This window comes from Streptomyces parvus (assembly GCF_014648875.1).
Lineage (GTDB): Bacteria > Actinomycetota > Actinomycetes > Streptomycetales > Streptomycetaceae > Streptomyces > Streptomyces parvus.
This window is the reverse complement of the sequence record NZ_BMRY01000023.1, coordinates 1-22,302: the sequence shown is the minus strand read 5'-3', so window position 1 is coordinate 22,302 and position 22,302 is coordinate 1. Positions and strand designations below refer to the sequence as shown.

Below are 22,302 nucleotides of genomic sequence, written 5' to 3'. Positions count from 1 at the left end.
AGCGGCTGGCGGTCTCGCACGCGTTCCACTCCCGTCTGATGGAGCCGATGCTGGCCGAGTTCACCACGGTCGCCGAGTCGCTGACCTACCACCCCCCGCAGATCCCCGTTCTCACCACCGCCCCTGGTGACCTGGCCACCCCCGGCTACTGGGTGGGGCAGATCCGCGAACCCGTCCGCTTCGCCGACGCACTCGCCTCGCTCACCGGCGTACGGACAGCACTGGAACTGGGCCCGGACGCAGTGCTCTCCGCCCTCGCCCAGGACCAGGTCGACAGCCTGGCCGCCGTCCCCGCCCTGCGCCCGGAGCGCCCCGAGGCCCACACCCTCGTCCGCGCCCTCGCCCGCCTGCACACCCGGGGCATCCCCGTGGACTGGGCCGGCTACCTCGCCCCCTTCAACGGCGCCCGCATCGCCCTGCCCACCTATCCCTTCGCACGCCGGCGGTACTGGCCCACACCTGTGGCCGCTCCCCGCCCCGCCGCCGCGGAGAACCCGGCCGAACGGGACTTCTGGGCGGCCGTGGAATCGACCGACACCGATGCCGTCGCCGGTGCCCTGTGCCTGGACGACGAACAGCGCGACGGCCTCGGCGCCGTCCTGCCCGCTCTCGCCGCCTGGCGGGAGAGAGGCCGCAACAAGGCCACCACCGACGCCTGGCGCTACCGCGTCGGCTGGAGCCCGGTCACCGACCGGCAGACACGGCTGACCGGAACCTGGCTCCTGGCCACCGGCGGCGAGATGCCCGGCGGGGTCGTGGACGGCCTACGCGGCGCAGGAGCCCACATCGTCGAGATGACAGAACTCGGCGCGGACCGCACGGAGTGCGCGGACACGCTGGCCGCTCTGGCATCGGCCGCCGCCGAGCGTGACCGTCCCGTCGCCGGGGTACTCGCCCGCGTGGACACCGCCGAGGACCTGCTGCGGCTCATCCAGGCCCAGGGCGACGCCGGACTCGCCGCACCACTGTGGTGCCTCACCTCCGATGCGGTCACCGTCACAACCGGCGACACATGCGACCCGTCAGCGGCCCAGCTGTGGGGCCTCGGCCGGGTCGCCGCGCTCGAACACCCCGACCGCTGGGGTGGTCTGGTCGACGTGCCGGCCCACCTCGACCCGCGAGCGGCCGACCGACTGGTCCAGCTGCTGGCCGGGGACTCGGGCGAGGACCAGGCGGCCATCCGGCCGACGGGCCTGCACGCCCGCCGACTGCGGCGTGCCCCCACCGGCGCCGCCGCGCAGACGCAGCCTGCCCAGTGGCACGCCGACGGCCCGGTCCTGGTCACCGGCGGCACCGGTGCACTGGGCGGCAAGGTCGCCCGGCTGCTGGCCGAACGCGGCGCCACCAGCCTCGTCGTGGCGAGCCGGCGCGGCCCCGCCGCACCCGGTGCGTCCGAGCTGGTCGCGGACCTCTCGGAGCGTGGCTGCGACGCCCTCGTCGTCTCCTGCGACCTGAACGACCGCGACGCAGTCGCCGAGCTGCTGGAGCGCCACCCCGTGACCGCGGTCGTCCACGCCGCGGGCATCGTCGACGACGGCGTGCTCGACGCGCTGACACCGGAGCGGCTCGCCGCAGTGCTCGACGCCAAGGCCCGCTCCGCCGACATACTGGACGAACTCACCGGCGAGCTAACCGACTTCGTCGTCTTCTCCTCGGTCGCCGGCGTTATCGGCAGCGCCGGGCAGGGCCCCTACGCGGCCGCCAACGCACACCTCGACGCCCTGGTGGAACGCCGCCGCGCCCGAGGCGTGCCCGGCACCGCCCTCGCCTGGGGCGCCTGGGCCGGAGCCGGCATGGCCGCCGACCCGGCCGCCGCCGCCCGGCTGGCGCGCGGCGGACTGCCCGCCATGGAGGAGAGCCGGGCACTGGAGGCACTGACCACCGCCCTGACCGAGCGGGACGGCGCGCTGGTCGTCGCCGACATCGACTGGGAGCGCTTCGTTCCGGGCTTCACCGCGGTACGACCGAGCAAGCTGTTCGCCGAACTCCCCGAGGCCGTCTCGGTCGTCCGCGGAGCCCAGGCCGGCGATCCCGTCGCACTCGCCGCGCAGGGCTCGGACACCGCCGAGCAGGCCCGCGACGTGGAGCACCTCGTCCTGGAGACCGTCGCAGGCGTCCTCGGCCACGGTTCACCGGCGGACGTGGACCGCGAACGCGCCTTCCACGACATGGGCTTCGACTCCCTCACGGCCCTGGAACTGCGCAACCTCCTGGCATCCCGGACCGGGCTGACCCTGCACGCCGGCCTCGTCTTCGACTTCCCGACCCCCAGCGCGCTGGCCGAACACCTGCTCACCCTGCTGTCCGAGGAAGCGGCCGCCCCCGACGCCCCCTCGGCCGGGGGCCGTCGCCGGGCGGAGTCCACCGAGCACGAGCCGATCGCCATCATCGGCATGTCCTGCCGCTTCCCCGGCGGGGTCGACTCGCCCGAGGCGCTGTGGCGCCTGGTGCGGGACGGCGTCGACGCGATGGGCGACTTCCCCGCCGACCGCGGCTGGGACCTCGACTCCCTGCTCGGCCAGGACGGCCCCTCGCGCACCCGCTCGGGCGGCTTCCTCGACGACATCGCCGCCTTCGACGCGGGCCTGTTCGGCATCTCCCCACGCGAGGCGCTCGCCATGGACCCGCAACAGCGGCTGCTGCTGGAGACCGCCTGGGAGGCGTTCGAACGCGCGGGCATCGACCCCACCTCGGTGCGCCGCAGCGAAACCGGAGTGTTCGCGGGCACCAACGGCCAGGACTACCTGGCGCTGCTGCTCGGCTCCGAGGCCGCCACCGAGGGACACCTGGGCACCGGCAATTCCGCCAGCGTCCTCTCCGGCCGGGTCTCCTACACGTTCGGTCTGCGCGGGCCCGCCCTCAGCGTGGACACCGCCTGCTCCTCGTCCCTGGTGGCGCTGCACCTCGCCGCCCGGTCCCTACGGGCGGGGGAGTGCTCGATGGCCCTGGCCGGCGGCGTCACCACGATGCCGTTGCCCGGCACCTTCATCGAGTTCAGCACCCAGGGCGCGCTCTCCTCCGACGGCCGCTGCAAGGCCTTCTCCGACGACGCCGATGGCACCGGCTGGGGAGAGGGCGCCGGCCTGCTCCTGATGGAGCGGCTCTCGGACGCGGAGCGCAACGGGCACCGTGTGCTGGCGGTCGTCCGGGGTTCGGCCGTCAACCAGGACGGCGCGTCCAACGGTCTGACCGCGCCGAACGGCCCGTCACAGGAACGGGTGATCCGGGCGGCGCTGGCCGACGCGCGGCTGACCGCCGCCGAGGTGGACGCCGTGGAGGCCCACGGTACGGGCACGAAGCTCGGCGACCCCATCGAGGCGCAGGCGCTGCTGGCCGCCTATGGGCAGGACCGCGAAGAGCCCCTGTACCTGGGGTCGTTGAAGTCGAACATCGGGCACACCCAGGCGGCTGCGGGTGTCGCGGGCGTCATCAAGATGGTGGAGGCGCTGCGGCACGGAGTGCTGCCCGCCACCCTCCACGTGCGGGAACCGTCCTCGCAGGTGGACTGGTCGGCGGGGGCTGTGGAGCTGCTGACCGGTGCGCGGCGGTGGCCGGAGACGGACCGGCCGCGCCGGGCGGGTGTGTCCTCGTTCGGGATGAGCGGAACCAACGCACACGTGATTCTGGAGGCCGCGCCACAGGCTGTCGTCGCGCCCGCCGTCGCCGCGGAGGAACCGTCCGGCGTCGGCGAAGTCGTGCCGTGGCTGCTGTCGGGGCGGACCGAGGACGCACTGCGGGGGCAGGCGGAGCGTCTGCTGTCCCTCGACGGCGCCGACCCCGTGGATGTGGGCTGGTCGCTGGCCACCGGGCGCGCGGTGCTGGACCAGCGTGCGGTGGTGCTGGGACCCGACCACGCGGCTCAGCTGCGGGCGCTGGCGGCCGCGGAGGAGACCGCCGGTGTGCTGCGGGGCGGTGTGGTGCGCGGCAGTACGGTGTTCGTGTTCCCGGGGCAGGGTTCCCAGTGGGTCGGGATGGCGGCTGAACTGCTGGCCGCGGAGCCGGTGTTCGCCGCCCGGATGGACCAGTGCCACCGGGCGCTGGAGCCGTTCACCGACTTCTCGCTGCTGGAGGTGGTGCGGGGCGAGGGCGCTGACCTGGAGCGGGTCGAGGTCGTGCAACCGGTGTTGTGGGCGGTGATGGTGTCGCTGGCCGGGCTGTGGACTTCGGCGGGCGTTCTCCCGTCCGCGGTGGTGGGCCATTCGCAGGGAGAGATCGCGGCTGCGGTGGTGGCGGGGGCGCTGTCGCTGGAGGACGGGGCGCGGGTCGTGGCGCTGCGGGCACGTGCCATCGCCGACGAACTGGCCGGGTTCGGAGGAATGGTGTCGCTGGCTGTTTCCCGCGACGCGGCGCAGGAACTGGCCGGCCGTTGGGAAGGGCTCTCGGTCGCGGCGGTCAACGGTCCCGGTTCGACGGTCGTCTCGGGGAACGTGGCGGGAGTGGAGGAACTGGTCGCCCACTGCGCGGCGTCCGGGATCCGGGCGCGCCGCCTGCCGGTGGACTACGCGTCGCACTCGGTGCACGTGGAGCGGCTGAGGACACGCCTCCTGGCCGACCTCGGGGACGTGGACCCGGCACCTTCCGCCGTGCCGTTCTACTCGGCGCTCACCGGCGGACGGATCGACACCACCACCCTGGGCGCCGAGTACTGGTACGACAACCTGCGCGCCACCGTCCGCTTCGAGGACGCCACCCGCGCCCTGCTGGACGACGGGCACCGGCTGCTGATCGAGGTCAGCCCCCACCCTGTGCTCACTGTCGGCTTGAGGGAGACCCTGGAGGACACGGACCTCCCCGGCGCCGTCCTGTGCACCCTGCGGCGCGGCGAGGGAGGACGCGAACGCTGGCTCACCGCGCTCGCGGAGGCCCACGTACGCGGTGTCGGGGTCGACTGGGAAGGCGTCCTCCTCGGGGGCCGCTCGGTCGATCTGCCCACCTACGCCTTCGATCGCGACCGCTACTGGCCCGACTCCGTCGAGCGCTCCGCCGCCGGACCCGCCGCCGGTCCCGGAGGAGCCGGCCAGGCCGAGCAGGCGTTCTGGAACGACATCGAACGCGGCGACACCGCCGCTGTCGCCAGAACCCTGGGGATCGACGCACCGGGCCTGGACCAGGTGCTGCCCGCCCTCGCCACCTGGCGGCGTGCACGCCACCAGGAGTCCACCGTGGACTCCTGGCGCTACGAGGTGACCTGGCGCCCCCTGGTCGGCCTGCCGTCCACCGCGCCGAAGGGACGATGGATGCTCGTCCTCCCGCAGACCGGCGCGGAGGAAGAGACACAGACCGCACGCGCCGCACTGGCCCGCGCCGACATCACCGAGATCCACCTCCCCGCCGGCACCGGACGGGAAGAACTGGGAGCCACACTCAGGCAGCTGACCGAGACGGGCGAGGTCACGGGAGTCGTCTCCCTGCTGGCGTTCGCCCAGCGGCCGTACCCCGCCGACGAGGTCCTCGCCGCCGGGACCGGCGACACCGTCACCCTGCTGCAGGCGCTCGGCGACGCCGGGATCGGCGCACCCCTGTGGTGCCTCACCCGCAGCGCGGTCACCGTGGGCCGCTTCGACACAGCGGTGAACGGCGACCGGGCCATGCTGTGGGGCCTGGGCCGGGTGGCCGCGCTGGAGCACCCCGACCGCTGGGGCGGACTGATCGACCTGCCCGAGACCGCGGACACCCGGTCGGACGCCCGGCTCGGCGCGCTCCTGGCGGGCGCCGCCGAGGACGAGGACCAGCTGGCCGTACGACCCGCCGGAGTGTTCGCCCGGCGGCTACGGCGCGCCGCCCCGGTCCCCGCCACGGCCCCATGGCTCCCCGGCGGCCCGGTTCTCGTCACCGGCGGGACCGGTGCGCTCGGCCGTGAGGTGGCCCGCTGGCTCGCCCGGCGCGGCGTCACCGACCTGCTCCTCGTCAGCCGGTCGGGCCCCAGAGCCCACGGCGTCGGCGAGCTGGTCGCCGAACTGGCCGAGACCGGAGCCACCGCGGTTGTCGCCGCCTGCGACGTCACCGACCGCGAGGCACTCGCCGCCCTGCTGGAACACCACCCGGTGACCGGCGTCGTCCACACCGCGGGCGTCTCGACCACCGCGCCGCTGGCCACCACCTCACCGGCCGAGATCGCCGAGGACGCCCGCGCCAAGGTGCTCGGCGCGGTCCACCTGGACGCCCTGCTGGGCGACCGGGCCGACCTCTTCGTGCTGTTCTCCTCGATCGCCGGGGTCTGGGGCGGGGGAGGGCAGGCCGCGTACGCCGCCGCCAACGCCCACCTCGACGCGCTCGCCGAACGCCGCCGGGCACACGGCCAGGTCGCCACCGCCGTGGCCTGGGGAGCCTGGGACGGCGGTGGCATGGTCACCGACCGGGACGCCGGTGACTACCTGCGGGACCGGGGCATCGCCCCCATGCCGCCGGAGCTGTGCCTGGCCGCCCTCGCCTCCGCCGTCGACTCCGGCCGCGCCACCTGCGTGTTCGCCGACGTCGACTGGGACCGCTTCGTCCCCACGTTCACCGCCCGCCGGCCCAGCCCTCTGGTGGGCGACCTGCCGCAGACGACCACCGAGCGGTCCGACGCGCCCGAGACCACGGCCGGCACCGACGCCGGCACTGCGGGCCACGAGCTGCGCGCCAGGCTCAAAGCGGCCGACACCGCCGACCGGAACCGTCTCCTGCTCGACCTGGTGCGCACCGTGGTCGCCACCGTGCTCGGCCACACCGGACCCCAGGCCGTCGACCCCGACCGCGTCTTCACCGACCTCGGCATCGATTCGCTGACCGCGCTCCGGGTCCGCGACGGCCTGGCCGGGGCCACCGGCCTCCGGCTCCCGGGCACCCTGGTCTTCGACCACCCCACCGCCCGCGTGGCCGCCGCCGAACTCCTCGGTCTGCTCGGCGTCGCGGAACCGGCCGCCACGGCGGGGCCCGCACAACCCGCCGCGCGGGCCGAAGCGGACGACCCGGTCGCCATCGTCTCCATGAGCTGCCGCTACCCCGGCGGCGCCGACTCCCCGGAAAACCTCTGGGAGGTGGTCGCGACCGGGACCGACGCCATGTCGCCGTTCCCCGTGGACCGCGGCTGGGACCTGTCCGGCACGAACGGTTTCACCGCCGAGGGCGGATTCCTGCACGACGCCACGGAGTTCGACGCCGACCTGTTCGGCATCTCGCCCCGCGAGGCCGTCGCCATGGACCCCCACCAGCGACTGCTGCTGGAGAGCGCCTGGGAACTGCTGGAGCGCGGAGGCATCGCCCCGACCGCCGTACGCGGCACACGCACCGGAGTCTTCGTCGGCGCCTCCGCCGGCGGCTACGCCATGGCCGGCGTCCTGCCGGAGGGCTCCGAGAGCCATGTCATGACCGGCTCCTCCAACAGCGTGCTGTCCGGCCGCATCTCCTACATCTTCGGCCTTCAGGGCCCGGCGGTCACCGTGGACACGGCGTGTTCGTCGTCCCTGGTTGCCCTGCACCTGGCGGCGCAGTCGCTGCGCAGCGGCGAGTGCTCCATGGCCCTCGCGGGCGGCGTCACCGTGATGCACTCGCCCGTCGTGTTCGCCGAGTTCGGCCGCCAGGGCGGCCTTGCCTCCGACGGCCGCTGCCGCTCCTTCGCCGCCTCCGCCGACGGCACCGGCTGGGGCGAGGGCGTGGGCCTGGTGCTGCTGGAGCGGCTCTCGGACGCACGCCGCAACGGGCACCGGGTGCTCGGGGTGCTGCGCGGCTCGGCCGTCAACCAGGACGGCGCGTCCAACGGCCTGACCGCCCCGAACGGCCCCGCGCAACAGCGGGTGATCCGCGCCGCGCTGGCCGCCGCCGGCCTGGAAGCGGGCGAGGTGGACGCCGTGGAGGCACACGGCACGGGAACGAAGCTCGGCGACCCGATCGAGGCGCAGGCACTCCTGGCCACCTACGGCCAGGACCGCACCGAACCCCTCTACCTGGGGTCGGTGAAGTCCAACATCGGTCACACCCAGGCCGCTTCGGGCATCGCGGGCGTCATCAAGACCGTCGAGGCGATCCGCCGGGGCGTGCTGCCCAGGACCCTGCACGTGGACGAGCCGACCCCGGAGGTGGACTGGTCGGCCGGCGCCGTCGAACTCCTCACCGACGACCGGCCCTGGCCGCGGACGGGCCGTGCCCGCAGGGCCGGAGTGTCCTCGTTCGGGATCAGCGGCACCAACGCCCACGTCCTCATCGAGGAGGCTCCGCAGGAGCCCGAGACCGCACCGCTCCCGGCCGACGGGCCGGACCCTGCCGCCCCCCTCCTGATCTGGCCGGTCTCCGGCCGGTCCGAGGCCACTTTGCGGGCCCAGGCCGACCGGCTCCGCTCGCACGTCGACCGCACCGGCACCACACTCGACCTGCGCGCCGCCGCCCGCCAACTGGCCACCGCCAGGGCCGCCCTGGAACACCGCGCCGTCGTGCTGGCACCCGACGCCGAAGGACTCCGCCTGGGCCTCGCCGGCCTCGCCGGCCTCGCCGGGGCGACGGGCACCGGAGCCGAGATCGTCCGTGGCGTCGCCGGGCGCGGCGACCTCGCCCTCGTCTTCTCCGGCCAGGGCGCCCAGCGCCCCGGCATGGGCCGCGAACTGTACGAGACCTACCCGGTGTTCGCCGACGCCTTCGACGCGGTCTGCGCCCACCTCGACCCGAACCTGGACCGCCCGCTGCGCGAGGTCGTCCTCCACGACGCCGACGCCCTGGGCCGCACCGCCTGGACCCAGCTCGGCCTCTTCGCCTTCGAGGTCGCGCTCTTCCGCCTGCTGGAATCCTGGAGCGTGGACCCCGACCGGCTGGCCGGGCACTCCGTGGGCGAACTCGCCGCCGCACACGTCGCCGGCGTCCTCTCGCTCGCCGACGCCTGCACCCTGGTGGCCGCCCGAGGACGGCTCATGGGGGCGCTGCCCGAAGGCGGCGCGATGATGTCCGTGCGGATGACCGAGGCCGAGGCGGGCGCCGCGCTGAGCGGTTACGAGACCCGCGTAGCGGTCGCCGCCGTCAACAGCCGGGAGGACGTCGTCCTCTCCGGCGACGCCGACGCCCTGGCGGAACTGGCCGAGGAAGGCAGGCTGACCGGCCGGACGATCCGCCGCCTGGATGTGTCGCACGCCTTCCACTCCCCGCTCATGGACCCCGTGCTGGACGAATTCGCCGACGTGGCCGCGTCCCTGGAGTACCACCCCGCCCGCATCCCGCTCGTGTCCACGGTCACCGGGCTCCCCGACGACGGAACCATGTCCACCCCGCAGTACTGGATCCGCCAGATACGCGCCACCGTCCGCTTCGCCGACGCCGTCCACACCCTGCTCGACCAGGGCGTGACCCGCTTCGCCGAGATCGGGCCCGGCGCCGCGCTCACCGTCCCGCTGGAGCGGACCCTGGAACGCGCCCGCTCCCTCGACGACACCACCGGCACTCTCTGCGTGGCGCTCCAACGCTCCGGCAGGCAGGAGCCCGCCGCGCTGCTCACTGCCGTCGCCCGGCTGCACACGGCCGGTGTTCCCATCGGCTGGGACGCGCTTCTGGGGCCCGTCACCGGCCCCCGCCCCGACCTGCCGACGTACGCCTTCCAGCGGCGCCGTTACTGGCCCGAGCCGTACCCCGCCGCGGCACCGGACGGCGCGCCCGTCGGCCGCTACCAGGTGACCTGGCGCCCCATGCTCGAACCGGAGCAGGTGGTGCCGCACGGAACCTGGCTCGCGGTGACCGCCGGGGACGGGAACGCCGCCGGCCTGCTCGCGCTGCTGCGCGAGCAGGGTATGCGCGTGACCGAAGTCCCCGACGCCCGTGGCAGCAGAGAGGCCTGTGCTGATGCACTGCGGCGCGCGTACGACGACGGGCCGACGGTCACCGGAGTGCTCTGCCTGGCAGCGGAGCCCGGTGACGTCCTCACCCTCGCCCAGGCACTCGGCGACATCGCGGCGGACGCGCCCCTGTGGTGCCTGACCACAGGCGCGGTCGCCACCGGCCCGGCCGACCCGCCCGCCGTCGAGGCCCACGCCGCCGTCTGGGGACTGGGCCGCACCCTGGGGCTGGAGGCCCCGCACCGCTGGGGCGGCCTGGTGGACCTGCCCGCGCGCCCCGACCCGAGGACTGCGGCGCGGCTGGCCGCGCTGCTCGCCGCCGGCGGCGCCGGCGAGGACCAGATCGCCCTGCGTGCCACTCCCATGGCCCGCAGGATCGTCATCGCCCCGCCGGCCGGCGTCGCACCCTGGCAGCCCTCGGGCACCGTGCTGGTCACCGGCGGAACCGGCCGCCGGGGCCGGGCGCTCGCCACGGCGCTCGCCGCGAACGGAGCCGAACACCTGGTACTGCTCGGCCGCCGGGGCGCCGAAGCTCCCGGTGCCCGCGAGTTCGCCGAGAGCCTGCCCGTCGACGTCACCTTCGCCGCCGCGGACGTCACCGACCGGGCCGCCGTCACCGAGGCACTGGCGGCGATCCCCGCCGACCGTCCCCTCACCGCCGTGTTCCACACGGTGGGCTCGGGCGAAGACACCCCCTGGACGGAGCTGAGCCCCGGCGACCTGCGCGCGGTGGCCGCGGCCGACGGGGCCCGGGTGCTGCACGAGGTGACCCGCGAACTGGCCACCGGTCCGCAGGCGTTCGTCCTTGTCTCCTCGGTGACCGGCGTCTGGGGCGGCACCAAAGCAGCCGCACGGGCCACCGCGAGCGCCCGAATGGACGCCCTCGCCGCACACCGGCACTCCCTCGGCCTGCCCGCGACCTCCATCTCCTTCGGGCCGTGGGCGACAGGAGGGGAGAACACGGCCGCGCAGCGGCAAGGGCTGCGCCCCATCAGCCCCGGAACGGTCTGGTCCGCCCTGCGCGAGGCCGTGGCCGGTCCGGCACCCTGCGCCGTCGTCGCCGACGTGGACTGGGAACGCTTCCACCGCGCCTACACCCTGGCCCGGCACCGCCCGCTCTTCGATGAACTCCCGCCGGTCCGGGGCCTGGCCGCCGCCGTGCACGACCCGGCACCGGAACCGGGCAGGACCCCCGGTCTCACCGGTCCGGACCGGCACGGGGCGGCACTCGAACTCGTCCGCAGCACCGCCGCAACGGTGCTCGGGCACACCGACGCCGCGTCCGTCGCCCCCGACCGGCCGTTCCTGGAACTCGGCGTCGACTCGCTCGCCGCGCTGGAGATCCGCAGCACCCTGGAACAGGCGACGGGCCTGTCGCTGCCGGGCACCCTCGTCTTCGAGCACCCCACGCCCGCCGCCCTCGCCCGCCACCTCGCCGCCACGGCCGCCGACGGCGGGTCCCCGAGCAGCACGGTGCCTGCCGTCACGCTCGGTATCTCGCCCACCGACCGCAACCCGGTCGGCCTGCTGGACTCCCTCTACCGGGAGGCCGTGGCCACCGGGAGGATCAAGGAATTCCTCGAACTGGTCGGCGAAACCGCGAAGTTCCGGCCGATGGCCGACGATGTAGCCGAGGCGGGCCGACCTGCGGTGCTCACCACCCTGGCCGACGGCCCCGCACCCGAGCTGCTGGTCTGTGTCAGCGGCCTGACAGCCGGCGGCGGTCCCCAGGAGTTCGTCCGGCTGGCCGCGCCACTGCGCGGCACGCGGCGCGTGGCCGCGGTGCCCGTCCTCGGCTACGGCCGTGGCGAGTTGCTGCCCGCGACTCCCGAAGTCGCCCTGGACTGGCAGGCCCAGGGCGTCATCGCCCACGCCCAGGACACCCCGGTCGTCCTCTTCGGGCACTCGGGCGGCGCGATCCTCGCCCACCGCCTGGCGGTACGCCTGGCCGAACTCGGCTCACCACCGGCCGGATTGGTGCTGGCGGACGTCTACCGGCTGGACGACCCGCTGATGGCCGACTGGAGCGCCGAGCTCTCCGAAGGGATCTTCGACAGGGCGGAGCAGTTCGTGGCCATGGACGACAGCCGTCTCACCGCGATGACCTGGTACGGCAGCCTGTTCTGGGAGAAGCCGCGCCCCGACACCCGCATTCCCACACTCCTGCTGCGTGCTTCACAACCGCTGCGCGCGCCCGCCGACGGCCGAGACTGGCGCAGCTCCTGGAAGGCGGCCCGCGACATCGTCGACGTGCCGGGCAACCACTTCACGATGATGGCCGAACACGCAGGGCCCACGGCTCGCGCGGTCCACCGGTGGATCGAGGAACTGCCCCGATGACCGAGGCGAAGCCCACCCCACCGACACATCCCACACCCGAGGAAGGCCCCATGGCCCCTGACCAGACCCCCGAGGCTCCCCTCGCGGCGGTGCGCGGTTGCCGTCTCGTCGCGCTCCCGGACAACACCGACCCGCGTGGTTCGCTCACCGTGATCGAGCAGGGACAGCAGATCGGCTTCCCGATCGAGCGGGTCTTCTTCGTGCACGGAGTGCCTCGGCAGGCCGTGAGAGGGCTGCACATGCACCGGGAACTGCACGAGCTCATCGTGGCCGCCACCGGATCCTTCGAGGTGGTCGTGGACGACGGCTTCTCGCGCGCCCGGGTCCGCCTGGACCGCCCGGGCCAGGCGCTCCACGTGGAGCCCGGCGTGTGGACCGAGTTCGCCGACTTCTCGCCCGACGCGATCTGCCTGGTACTCGCCTCGGCCCCGTACGAACTGGACGACTACCTCTACGACTACGACGAGTTCGTGCGGACCGCACGCCGTCATCCGCAGACGACCGGACGACCACAAGGAGCAGACGAGTGAGCACCGACGGGCACGGCAGCATCTACGACCGCGGCGAGATGTACGAGGCCTTCTACCGGGGCCGGGGCAAGGACTACACGGGAGAGGCCGCACTGGTGACGTCCCTGGTACGGGACCGGCTGCCGGAGGCCGACTCACTGCTGGACGTCGCCTGCGGATCCGGGGACCACCTCTCGCGCTTCGCCGGCTCGTTCGGGCACGTCGAGGGCCTCGATCTGTCCGAGGACATGGTGCAGCTGGCCCGGAAGAACACCGGGGTCCCCATCCACCGGGGCGACATGCGCGATTTCACCCTCGACCGCACCTTCGGCGCGGTGGTAAGCATGTTCAGCGGAGTGGCCTACTGCGCCGACGTCGACGAACTCGCCGCGACACTCCGCAGTTTCGCCCGGCACCTCTCGCCGGGCGGCGTCATCGTCGTCGAACCCTTCTGGCTTCCCGAGGACTTCCTGGAGGGCTACGTGGGCACCGACACGGTCGAGTCGGGCGGGCGTACCTACGTCCGCGTCTCCCACTCCGTCCGGGACGGCGGCGTCAGCCACATGGAGGTGCACTATCTGGTGGCCTCGGCGGAGAGCGGTGTCACGCACTTCTCCGATGTGCACCGCACCACGCTGTTCACCCGCGAAGAGTACGAGAGCGCCTTCGCCCGCGCGGGGTGCGAGGTCGAGTACGTGAAGGACCCGCTCGCACCGCGTGGCCTGTTCGTCGGGACCACCGCCCCCGCGGCCTGACGACAGACGCGCCTCGCGAGGAAATCTCAGGGTGAAGTCAGGGTCGTAGGGGTCACGCGGTAGGGGGGACGTAAGGGGGATCAACCGATCGGTTGATCCCCCTGCGAGCGTGATGGGCGATGTGCCGGCCCGGTCCGGCCCGGCACTGTGGGAACATGACTCTCATTGAAGTGAGCGACCTGCGCAAGAGCTACGGCGGACGCCCCGTCGTGGACGGCGTCTCCCTCGCGGTGGAGGAAGGCGAGATCTTCGGGGTCCTCGGCCCCAACGGCGCCGGCAAGACCACCACCGTCGAGTCCATCCTCGGTCTGCGCGCTCCGGACAGCGGCACGATCCGCGTGTGCGGGCTGGACCCGTCCGCCGACCGCGCGAAGACGACACTCATCGTGGGTGCGCAGCTGCAGGAGAGCGAACTGCAGGGCAAGCTCACCGTCGCCGAGTCGCTCCAGCTGTTCGCCGACTGCTACCCCCGCCCCGCCGACTGGCGCGCCCTGGCCGGGCGCCTCGGCCTGGAGGAGAAGCTCAACACCCGTTTCGCGCAGCTGTCCGGCGGCCAGCAGCAGCGGCTGGCCATCGCGCTCGCACTGATCGGCAACCCCCGGGTCGTCGTCCTGGACGAGCTGACGACCGGCCTGGACCCGGCGGCGCGGCGCGAGGTGTGGTCGCTGATCGAGGAAGTCCGGGCGAGCGGCGTCACCATCCTCCTCGTCACGCACTTCATGGAAGAAGCACAGCGGCTGTGCGACCGGGTCGCGATCTTCGACCGGGGGCGGGTCGTCGCACTGGACACCCCGTCCGGCCTGGTCGCGCAGAGCGCGAGCGGCACCGTCATCTCCTTCACCCCCTCCCGCCCGCTGGAGGAAGACGTCCTCGCCGCCCTGCCGGGCCTCGCCTCCGTCACGCACCGCGACGGAAGGGTGACCCTCGCTGGTACCGACGAGACTGTCAACGCGGTGATCAGCCTGCTCGCCCGCAACCGGGTGAGCGCCCACCAGCTGCGCGTCACCGACTCCACTCTCGATGACGCCTTCCTCGACCTGACGGGAGCCGACGCATGAGCGCCGCCACCGCATCCCCTGCAACTTCCACCACCAGGCCTCGTCCCGGGCGGGCCGTGCTGCGCGCTGAACTGATCCTGTTCTTCCGCGAGCCCGGCTCGGTGTTCTGGGTCATGGCCTTCCCCACGCTGCTGCTGCTGGTGCTCGGCTTCATCCCGTCCATGACGGAGCCCAAGGAGGAGATCGGCGGCCTTTCCACCGTCGAGGCCTACGTGCCCGTCGCCGTCCTCCTCTCGATGATCATGGCTGGTCTGATGGCCATGCCTCCGGTGATCACCGGCTACCGCGAGCGCGGCATCCTGCGCCGGATGTCCACCACACCCGTGCGCCCCACCGCCGTTCTCGGCGCCCAGGTGGGACTGCACGCCGTCGCCTCGCTGATCTCCGCTGTGCTCACCATCGCGGTGGGACGCATCTTCTCCGACGTCGCCCTGCCGGGCCAGATCGTGGGCTACCTGCTGACCCTGCTGCTGGCGGTGGTGTGCGTGCTGGCGCTCGGCTCGCTGATCTCCGCGCTGTCCCCCAACACGAAGATGGCCCAGGCCGTCAGCATCTCCGTGTTCTTCCCCGCGATGTTCGCGGCCGGCGTGTACATGCCCATCCAGCAGATGCCCGACCTCATGGCCAACATCGTGGAGACGCTGCCCTTCGGCGCCGCCGCCCAGGCCCTGAACCAGGCCACCGCCGGCGACTGGCCGGACCTGATCCACCTCGGTGTACTGGCCCTGTGGACGCTGGTGCTGTCCGCGGCCGCCGCACGCTGGTTCCGCTGGGAGTGACGAGGTGTCACACGCGCCGGGTGCCATGACTCATACTGAGGGCGTGGCACCCGACGCAACCTCCCCGGTCACCGAGCCGCAGGCCGCGCGCGAAACGCAGCCGCGCCTGCTCCTCCGCTTCAGCCCACCCGTCCTCCTCGGCCTCAGCCTGGTGCTCGCCGCGGCGACCTCGTCCCTGGTCGGCATGGACGCCGCCGAGTGGGTGGCGGGGGGCGTACTCGCAGCCGCGGCGCTCGTCCTGCAGCTGTGGTGGGACCGGGTGGCACGCAGCCGGCCCGGCCCCAGCGCGGTCGGCGCCGCGTACTACTCGCTCCGCTCGGTCCTGGCGTTCGGCCTGGCCTGGATCAACCCGTTCTGCGCCTTCTACGCCGCGGTCGGCTGCTTCGACATCGAGCGGCTGGTGCCCCGCCGCTGGATCCCCCTCGGCCTGCTGGCCACCGCGACGACCATCGCCGGAGCGCAGATCGGAGGCATGCCGCCCGACGACACGGCGAGCTGGGTGTTCTACGGCATGCTGGTCGCAGCCAACCTGGGCATCTTCCTGACCGTCCAGCAAGACGCCGGGAAGGAGGAGGACCGGGCCCGGAAGCGGGTGGCGACCATCCGCGAGCTGGAGCACGCCAACCTCGCACTGGAGCGGGCCCTGGTGGAGAACGCCGCCCTGCACGACCAACTCCTGCTCCAGGCGAGGGAAGCCGGGATCGCCGACGAACGCCGCCGGCTGGCGGCCGAGATCCACGACACCGTCGCCCAGGACCTGACCGGCGTCATCACCCAGCTCCAGGTCGTCACCGACACCCAGGAACAGGAGATGGTCCGCGTCCACGCCGAACGAGCTCTGCAGCTGGCCCGCCACAGCCTCGGCGAGGCACGGCGGGCCGTCGCCAACCTCGCCCCCGTCGCGCTGGCCGAGGACGACCTGCCCGGGGCATTGAAGAAGACCGTCGTCCGCTGGTCCGAACGCACCGGTCTGCAAGCCGAGTTCACCCTCATCGGCAGCGACGAACCGCTGCACGAGGAGGTGGAGGCGACGCTGCTGCGCATCGCGGCGGAAGCACTGTCCAACACGGCACGCCACGCGAAGGCCACCCGGGTCGGCGTGACCCTTTCCTACATGGGCGAGGAGGTCGTGCTCGACGTGCGCGACGACGGCCACGGCTTCGACCCCTCAGCCCTGCCCGAGCGCGACACCGCGTCCGGATTCGGCCTGAAAGGCATGCGCGCCCGCGCGGAGCGGCTGGCGGGGGAGCTGACCGTGGAAGCCGAGCCGGGCCTGGGCACTGCCGTGTCCGCACGCGTACCGCTGGTGCCCCATGAACGCTGAGAACGGCGGGACGATCACCCTGCTGATCGCCGACGACCACCCGGTGGTGCGCGACGGCCTGCGCGGCATACTGGAGCCCGCGGACGGTTTCACCGTGCTCGGAGAGGCGTCCGGCGGCACGGAGGCGGTGGAGATGACGCTGCGCATGGACCCGGACGTCGTCCTGATGGACCTGCGCATGTCGGCCGGCAGCGGCGTGGAGGCCATCGCCGAGCTGACCCGGCGTGGCGCACGGGCCCGCGTACTGGTGCTCACCACCTTCGACACCGACTCCGACACCCTCCCCGCGATCGAGGCCGGGGCGACGGGATACCTGCTGAAGGACGCGCTGCGCGACGAACTGTTCGCCGCCATCCGGGCGGCGGCGGAGGGCCGCACCGTGCTGTCCCCGGCAGTCGCCTCACGCCTTGTCACGGCGGTACGCAGCCCCGCCGTACCGCCCGTCGACGACACGCTCTCCGCGCGGGAGGTGCAGGTGCTGGAGCAAGTGGCACGCGGCGCGTCGAACCGGGAGATCGCTCGCCGGCTGTTCATCAGCGAGGCGACGGTCAAGACCCATCTGATCCACATCTACGGCAAGTTGGACGCCAGGGACCGGGCCGCGGCGGTGGCGGTCGCCTACCAGCGGGGCATCCTCGGCTGACCGCCGACACCACCGCCCCCGGAGGGAGAACGCCAGGAAACCCAGTCGCCTCCTCCCTCTGAGCCGGACCGCCGCCGCCCCCTAGTCGCCTGGTCAGGGGCGGCGGCGCGAAGGCTAGGGGTTGGCCGCTTGTCGGGCCCCTCGCTAGCGTCGGAGTGCTTCAGTCGAGGAAAAGCGGCCGGAACACGGTGGGAGCGTAACCACCTGCCCCGGCAGCCGGCCGGACTCACGTCCGGCGAACTCGCGCCGTCAAGTGATTTCGGGGCATTCATGTCGGATACGTACACCGGTGGTTCCGAGGCCTTCGCGATCATCGGGTACGCGTGCAGGCTGCCCGGCGCGCCCGGACCGGCACCACTGTGGGACCTGCTCGCCACAGGAACCGACGCGATCACCGAGACCCCCTCCGACCGCGTGCGCGTCCCCGGAGCCACCCGCGGCGGATTCATCGAACACCCCGCCGACTTCGACGCAGGCTTCTTCGGCATCTCCCCGCGCGAGGCCGCCGCCACCGACCCGCAGCAGCGCCTGGCTCTCGAACTCGCCTGGGAGGCGCTGGAGGACGCCCGGCACATCCCCGCCGACCTCAGTGGCAGCAGCACCGGCGTCTTCCTCGGCGCGATCTGGGACGACTACGCCGCACTCCTGCACCGCGAGGGCGACACCGGCATCGACCGGCACTCCATGCCGGGGCTGCAGCGCGGCCTCATCGCCAACCGCCTGTCCTACACCCTCAAACTGCACGGCCCCAGCCTCACCGTGGACGCCGGCCAGTCCTCCTCGCTGGTCTCCGTCCACCTCGCCTGCGAGAGCCTGGCGCGCGGTGAGTCCGAGCTGGCACTCGCCGGCGGCGTCAACCTCATCCTCGCCCCCGACAGCACCGTCTCCGCGCTGCGCTTCGGCGGACTCTCCCCGGACGGCCGCTGCTTCACCTTCGACGAACGCGCCAACGGATTCGTCCGCGGTGAGGGCGGCGCCGTCGTCGTCCTCAAACCGCTGGCCCGGGCCCTCGCCGACGGCGACCGGATCCACGCGGTCATCCACGGCAGCGCCATCAACAACGACGGCGGCGGCCCCAGCCTCACCGCCCCCAGCGCCACTGCCCAAGAGGCCGTTCTCCGCGCCGCCCACGCCCGCGCCGGGGTCGCCCCCGACGCTGTCGGCTACGTCGAACTGCACGGCACCGGCACCCCGGTCGGCGACCCCGTCGAGGCCGCGGCTCTCGGCGCCGTCCTCGGCGCCGCACGCACCGAGCCGCTGCCCGTCGGCTCGGTGAAGACCAACATCGGGCACCTCGAGGGCGCCGCCGGCATCGCCGGCTTGCTGAAGGCCACGCTCGCCGTCGAACGGAACGTCGTGCCGCCGAGCCTCAACTTCCGCTCCGCGCCCGCCGGCATTCCGCTGGAACGGCTGAACCTGCGGATACAGACCGAGGCGACCCCCCTGGGCGGCGGAGGATTCGTCGGAGTCAGCTCGTTCGGCATGGGAGGGACCAACTGCCACCTGGTGCTGGGCCCCGCACCCGACCCGGCGCCCCACCCGGCCACGAAGCCCCCGGCCGTCGGCGGGAGCACCCTCCCCGTGCCCGTGCTGATCTCCGGCCACACCGCGCAGGCGCTGCGCTCCCAAGCCGCCCGGCTGAAGGACGCGGTGGAGAGCGCCGACCTGGCCGTGGCGGACGTGGCGCACTCGCTGGCCACCACCCGCACCCGCTTCGCCCGACGCGCCGTGCTCCTCGCCGAGAACCAGGAGCAACTGCTCACCCAGCTCGACGCGGTGGCCGCCGGACTGCCGGCGCCAGGCACCACCGAGGGCACCGCGCGCACCGGACGGCTGGCCATGGTCTTCTCCGGGCAGGGTTCGCAATGGCCCGCCATGGCCGACGAACTCCTCGACACCGACGAGGTATTCACCCGTACGGTCCACGCCTGCGCGGAAGCACTCGCCCCGCACACCGACTTCTCACTGACGGACGTCCTGCACGGCGCCGAGGGCGCGCCCACGCTGGAGCGCGTCGACGTGGTGCAGCCCGCACTCTTCGCCGTGATGGTGGCGCTGGCAGAGACCTGGCGGTCGCTGGGCGTGGTGCCCGACGCCGTCACCGGACACTCCCAGGGCGAGATCGCCGCGGCGTGCGTGGCGGGCGCGCTGTCGCTGGAGGACGCGGCCAAGGTGGTCGCACTCCGCAGCCGCGCCATCGGCGCCCTCGCCGGGCAGGGCGGAATGCTGTCCGTGCAGGCCGGAGCCGCACAGGTACGCCCATGGCTCGACGACACGCCCGCGCTCTCGATCGCCGCCGACAACGGGCCCACCGCGGTCGTGGTCTCGGGGCCGGACGACGCACTCGACGACTTCGCGGCACGGTGCACGTCGCACGGCGTCGACACCAAGCGCATTCCGGTGGACTACGCCTCGCACTCGGCGCACGTCGAACAGATCCACGACGAACTGCTGACCGCGCTCGCCGACATCGAACCCCGTACGTCCGAGCTGCCGTTCCTGTCGACCGTCACCGGGGAGTGGATGGACACCGCCGGCCTGGACGCCGCCTACTGGTACCGGAACCTGCGGTCCACCGTCGAGTTCGCCGCCGCCGCCCGGCGGCTGGCCGACGAGGACTTCCGCTTCATCGTCGAAGCCACCCCGCACCCGGTGCTGGTGGCCGCCGTTCGTGACACCCTGGCCGAGCTGGACGTGCCCGAAACCACGGTGGTCGGCTCCCTGCGGCGCGGCGAAGGAGGGCGCGCGCGGCTGCTCGCCTCCGCTGCCGAACTGCTCGCCCACGGCCGCGACGTCCGTCTGCCCGCCCCACCGGGTGCGGTCGTGGACCTGCCCACGTACGCCTTCCAGCGAGAGCGCCACTGGAGGCCCGGCGCGGGCGCCGCGCAGTGGAACGGCTCCGCCGGGCCCGTCCGGGACGCCGCCCCGGACACCGGCGCCGATCCTGACACCGCCGCGGCCCCGGACAACTCCCTGCGCGACCGACTGCGCGCCCTCTCACCGCAGACCGCCCGCAGCACGGTGGGGGAGCTGGTCCGGTCCCACGCCGCCGTGGTCGGCGGGTTCGCCGCGGCCGGGGACGTGGACCCCGAGCTGCCCTTCAAGGCTCTCGGGATCGCCTCCCTGACCCTGGTCGAGCTGCGGGACCGGCTCGCCGCCGCCACCGGACTCGCCCTGCCGCCCACCTTCCTCTTCGACCACCCCACCCCGGCCGCGGCCGCCCGACGTCTGTGCGACGCGCTGCGCGGTGAGGACACCGCCGCCCCCTCCCGCACCACGGCCTCCCCGGCCTGCGCCGACAGCGACGACCCCGTCGTCATCGTCGCCATGGCCTGCCGCTTCCCCGGCGGCATCGACTCGCCCGCGGCGCTGTGGGAAGCGCTGAGCGAGGGCCGCGAGGTACTGACCGGGCTTCCCGAGGACCGGGGCTGGCAGCCGTCCCTGGCCGCGCTGGACACCCCACTTCCCACGGCCGGCGGATTCCTCGACGACATCGCGGGCTTCGACGCCGCACTCTTCGGAATCTCGCCGCGCGAGGCCGCCGCCATGGACCCGCAGCAGCGGCTGCTCCTCGAGGTCACATGGGAGGCTCTGGAGCGGCTCGGCACCGAACCGGCCGACTTGCGCGGCAGCCGCACCGGCGTTTTCGTCGGAGCCACCGCGCAGGACTACGGCCCCCGGATGTACGAGCCCGCCGAGAGCTCCGAGGGCTATCTGCTGACCGGCACGACCGCCAGCGTCGCCTCCGGCCGCATCGCCTACGCCTTCGAGTTCGACGGCCCGGCGGTGACCGTGGACACGGCGTGCTCGTCGTCCCTGGTGGCCCTGCACCTGGCCGCGCAGTCGCTGCGCGCGGGAGAGTGCTCCATGGCCCTGGCGGGCGGCGTCACCCTGATGGCCACACCCGGCGTCCTCGTCGAGTTCGCACGGCAGGACGGCCTCTCCCCGGACGGCCGCTGCAAGGCATTCGGAGCGCAGGCCGACGGCACCGGGTGGTCCGAGGGCGTGGGCGTGCTGGTCCTGCGCCGCCTGTCCGACGCCCTGGCCGACGGGCAGCACGTCCTGGCCGTCCTGCGGGGATCCGCCGTCAACTCCGACGGGGCCTCCAACGGCCTGACCGCACCCAACGGCCTGGCACAACAGCGGGTCATCCGGGCGGCCCTCGAAACGGCCGGTCTGGAGCCGCACGAGGTGGACCTGGTGGAGGCCCACGGCACCGGCACGCGGCTCGGTGACCCGATCGAGGCACAGGCACTGCTGGCCACGTACGGGCAGGACCGGGACGCGGACCGCCCGCTGTGGCTGGGGTCGCTCAAGTCCAACATCGGCCACACCCAGGCGGCGGCCGGCGTCGCCGGCGTCATCAAGACGGTCATGGCACTGCGGCATGGCGTGCTGCCCCGCACCCTGCACGCCGACGAGCCGACGCCGCACGTGGACTGGTCGGCGGGCGCCGTGCAGCTGCTCACCGAGAACGTGACCCTGCCCCCCACGGACCGCCCCTACCGGGCGGGTGTGTCCTCGTTCGGCATCAGCGGCACCAACGCCCACGCGGTCATCGAAGCAGCACCCGAACCGGCCGCCCCCGACGAGGAAAGCACCCAGCCCGCCCTCACGCTCCCCGTGCTCCTCTCCGGGCACGGCGCTGCCGCCCTGCGCGACCAGGCGGTCCGGCTGCGAGCCTTCCTGGACGCCGAACCATCCGTACCGCTGACCGCGATCGCACGGTCGTCGGCGATCACCCGCTTCCCCCTGGACCACCGCACAGCCGTCTTCGCCACCGACCGCGAGGAACTGGCGGCCCGCCTGGACGCGGTGACAGCGGGCCACGACGCGGCAGGCGTGCTGCACGGTGTCGCGGCACCCGGGCGTACGGGGTTCCTGTTCTCGGGTCAGGGGTCGCAGCGGCCCGGGATGGGCCGCGAACTGTACGAAGCGTTTCCGGTGTTCGCGGATGCTTTTGATGCGGTGTGTGTGCGGGTGGATGTGGGGCGGCCGTTGCGTGGGGTGGTGTTCGGGGAGGATGCGGGGTTGCTGGAGCGGACGGTGTTCGCTCAGGCGGGTCTGTTCGCTGTGGAGGTGGCGCTGTTCCGGCTGGTGGAG

General features: G+C 73.5%; 8 protein-coding genes. All 8 read left to right on the top strand.

What is annotated here, in order from left to right:
• Positions 1–38 precede the first annotated feature (38 nt).
• Positions 39–12,131 carry a type I polyketide synthase gene (locus IE140_RS36335; protein WP_229827143.1) on the top strand — a complete coding sequence of 4,031 codons (12,093 nt, stop codon included), beginning with the start codon at positions 39–41 and terminating at the stop codon, positions 12,129–12,131.
• Positions 12,132–12,181: 50 nt separating this feature from the next.
• On the top strand, positions 12,182–12,661 hold the full coding sequence (locus IE140_RS35310) for a sugar 3,4-ketoisomerase (RefSeq protein ID WP_229827136.1): 480 nt from the start codon (positions 12,182–12,184) through the stop codon (positions 12,659–12,661).
• Positions 12,658–13,395, top strand: coding sequence for a class I SAM-dependent methyltransferase (locus IE140_RS35305; protein WP_229827133.1), 738 nt, complete (start codon positions 12,658–12,660; stop codon positions 13,393–13,395). The genes IE140_RS35310 and IE140_RS35305 overlap by 4 nt, the downstream gene beginning before the upstream one ends.
• Positions 13,396–13,550: 155 nt before the next feature.
• A complete protein-coding gene (locus IE140_RS35300) occupies positions 13,551–14,453 on the top strand; it encodes an ABC transporter ATP-binding protein (protein WP_093440815.1) in 903 nt (300 codons plus the stop codon).
• Positions 14,450–15,232 carry an ABC transporter permease gene (locus IE140_RS35295; protein ID WP_093440812.1) on the top strand — a complete coding sequence of 261 codons (783 nt, stop codon included), beginning with the start codon at positions 14,450–14,452 and terminating at the stop codon, positions 15,230–15,232. The genes IE140_RS35300 and IE140_RS35295 overlap by 4 nt, the downstream gene beginning before the upstream one ends.
• Positions 15,233–15,257: 25 nt before the next feature.
• Positions 15,258–16,556 (top strand): sensor histidine kinase, encoded by a 1,299-nt coding sequence (locus IE140_RS35290; RefSeq protein ID WP_093440809.1) that lies wholly within the window; start codon positions 15,258–15,260, stop codon positions 16,554–16,556.
• Entirely contained in the window at positions 16,546–17,199 is a 654-nt protein-coding gene (locus IE140_RS35285) for a response regulator (protein WP_093440807.1), read from the top strand. The genes IE140_RS35290 and IE140_RS35285 overlap by 11 nt, the downstream gene beginning before the upstream one ends.
• Before the next feature lie 270 nt (positions 17,200–17,469).
• The coding region (locus tag IE140_RS35280; protein ID WP_189461061.1) for a type I polyketide synthase at positions 17,470–22,302 on the top strand (4,833 nt) is incomplete at its 3' end.

Excerpts from the sequence above, each read along its gene's own strand:
- IE140_RS36335 (WP_229827143.1), top strand. The coding sequence starts at position 39 with ATGGAGCCGATGCTGGCCGAGTTCACCACGGTCGCCGAGTCGCTGACC.
- IE140_RS35310 (WP_229827136.1), top strand. The coding sequence starts at position 12,182 with ATGGCCCCTGACCAGACCCCCGAGGCTCCCCTCGCGGCGGTGCGCGGT.
- IE140_RS35300 (WP_093440815.1), top strand. The coding sequence starts at position 13,551 with ATGACTCTCATTGAAGTGAGCGACCTGCGCAAGAGCTACGGCGGACGC.
- IE140_RS35295 (WP_093440812.1), top strand. The coding sequence starts at position 14,450 with ATGAGCGCCGCCACCGCATCCCCTGCAACTTCCACCACCAGGCCTCGT.
- IE140_RS35290 (WP_093440809.1), top strand. The coding sequence starts at position 15,258 with ATGACTCATACTGAGGGCGTGGCACCCGACGCAACCTCCCCGGTCACC.
- IE140_RS35285 (WP_093440807.1), top strand. The coding sequence starts at position 16,546 with ATGAACGCTGAGAACGGCGGGACGATCACCCTGCTGATCGCCGACGAC.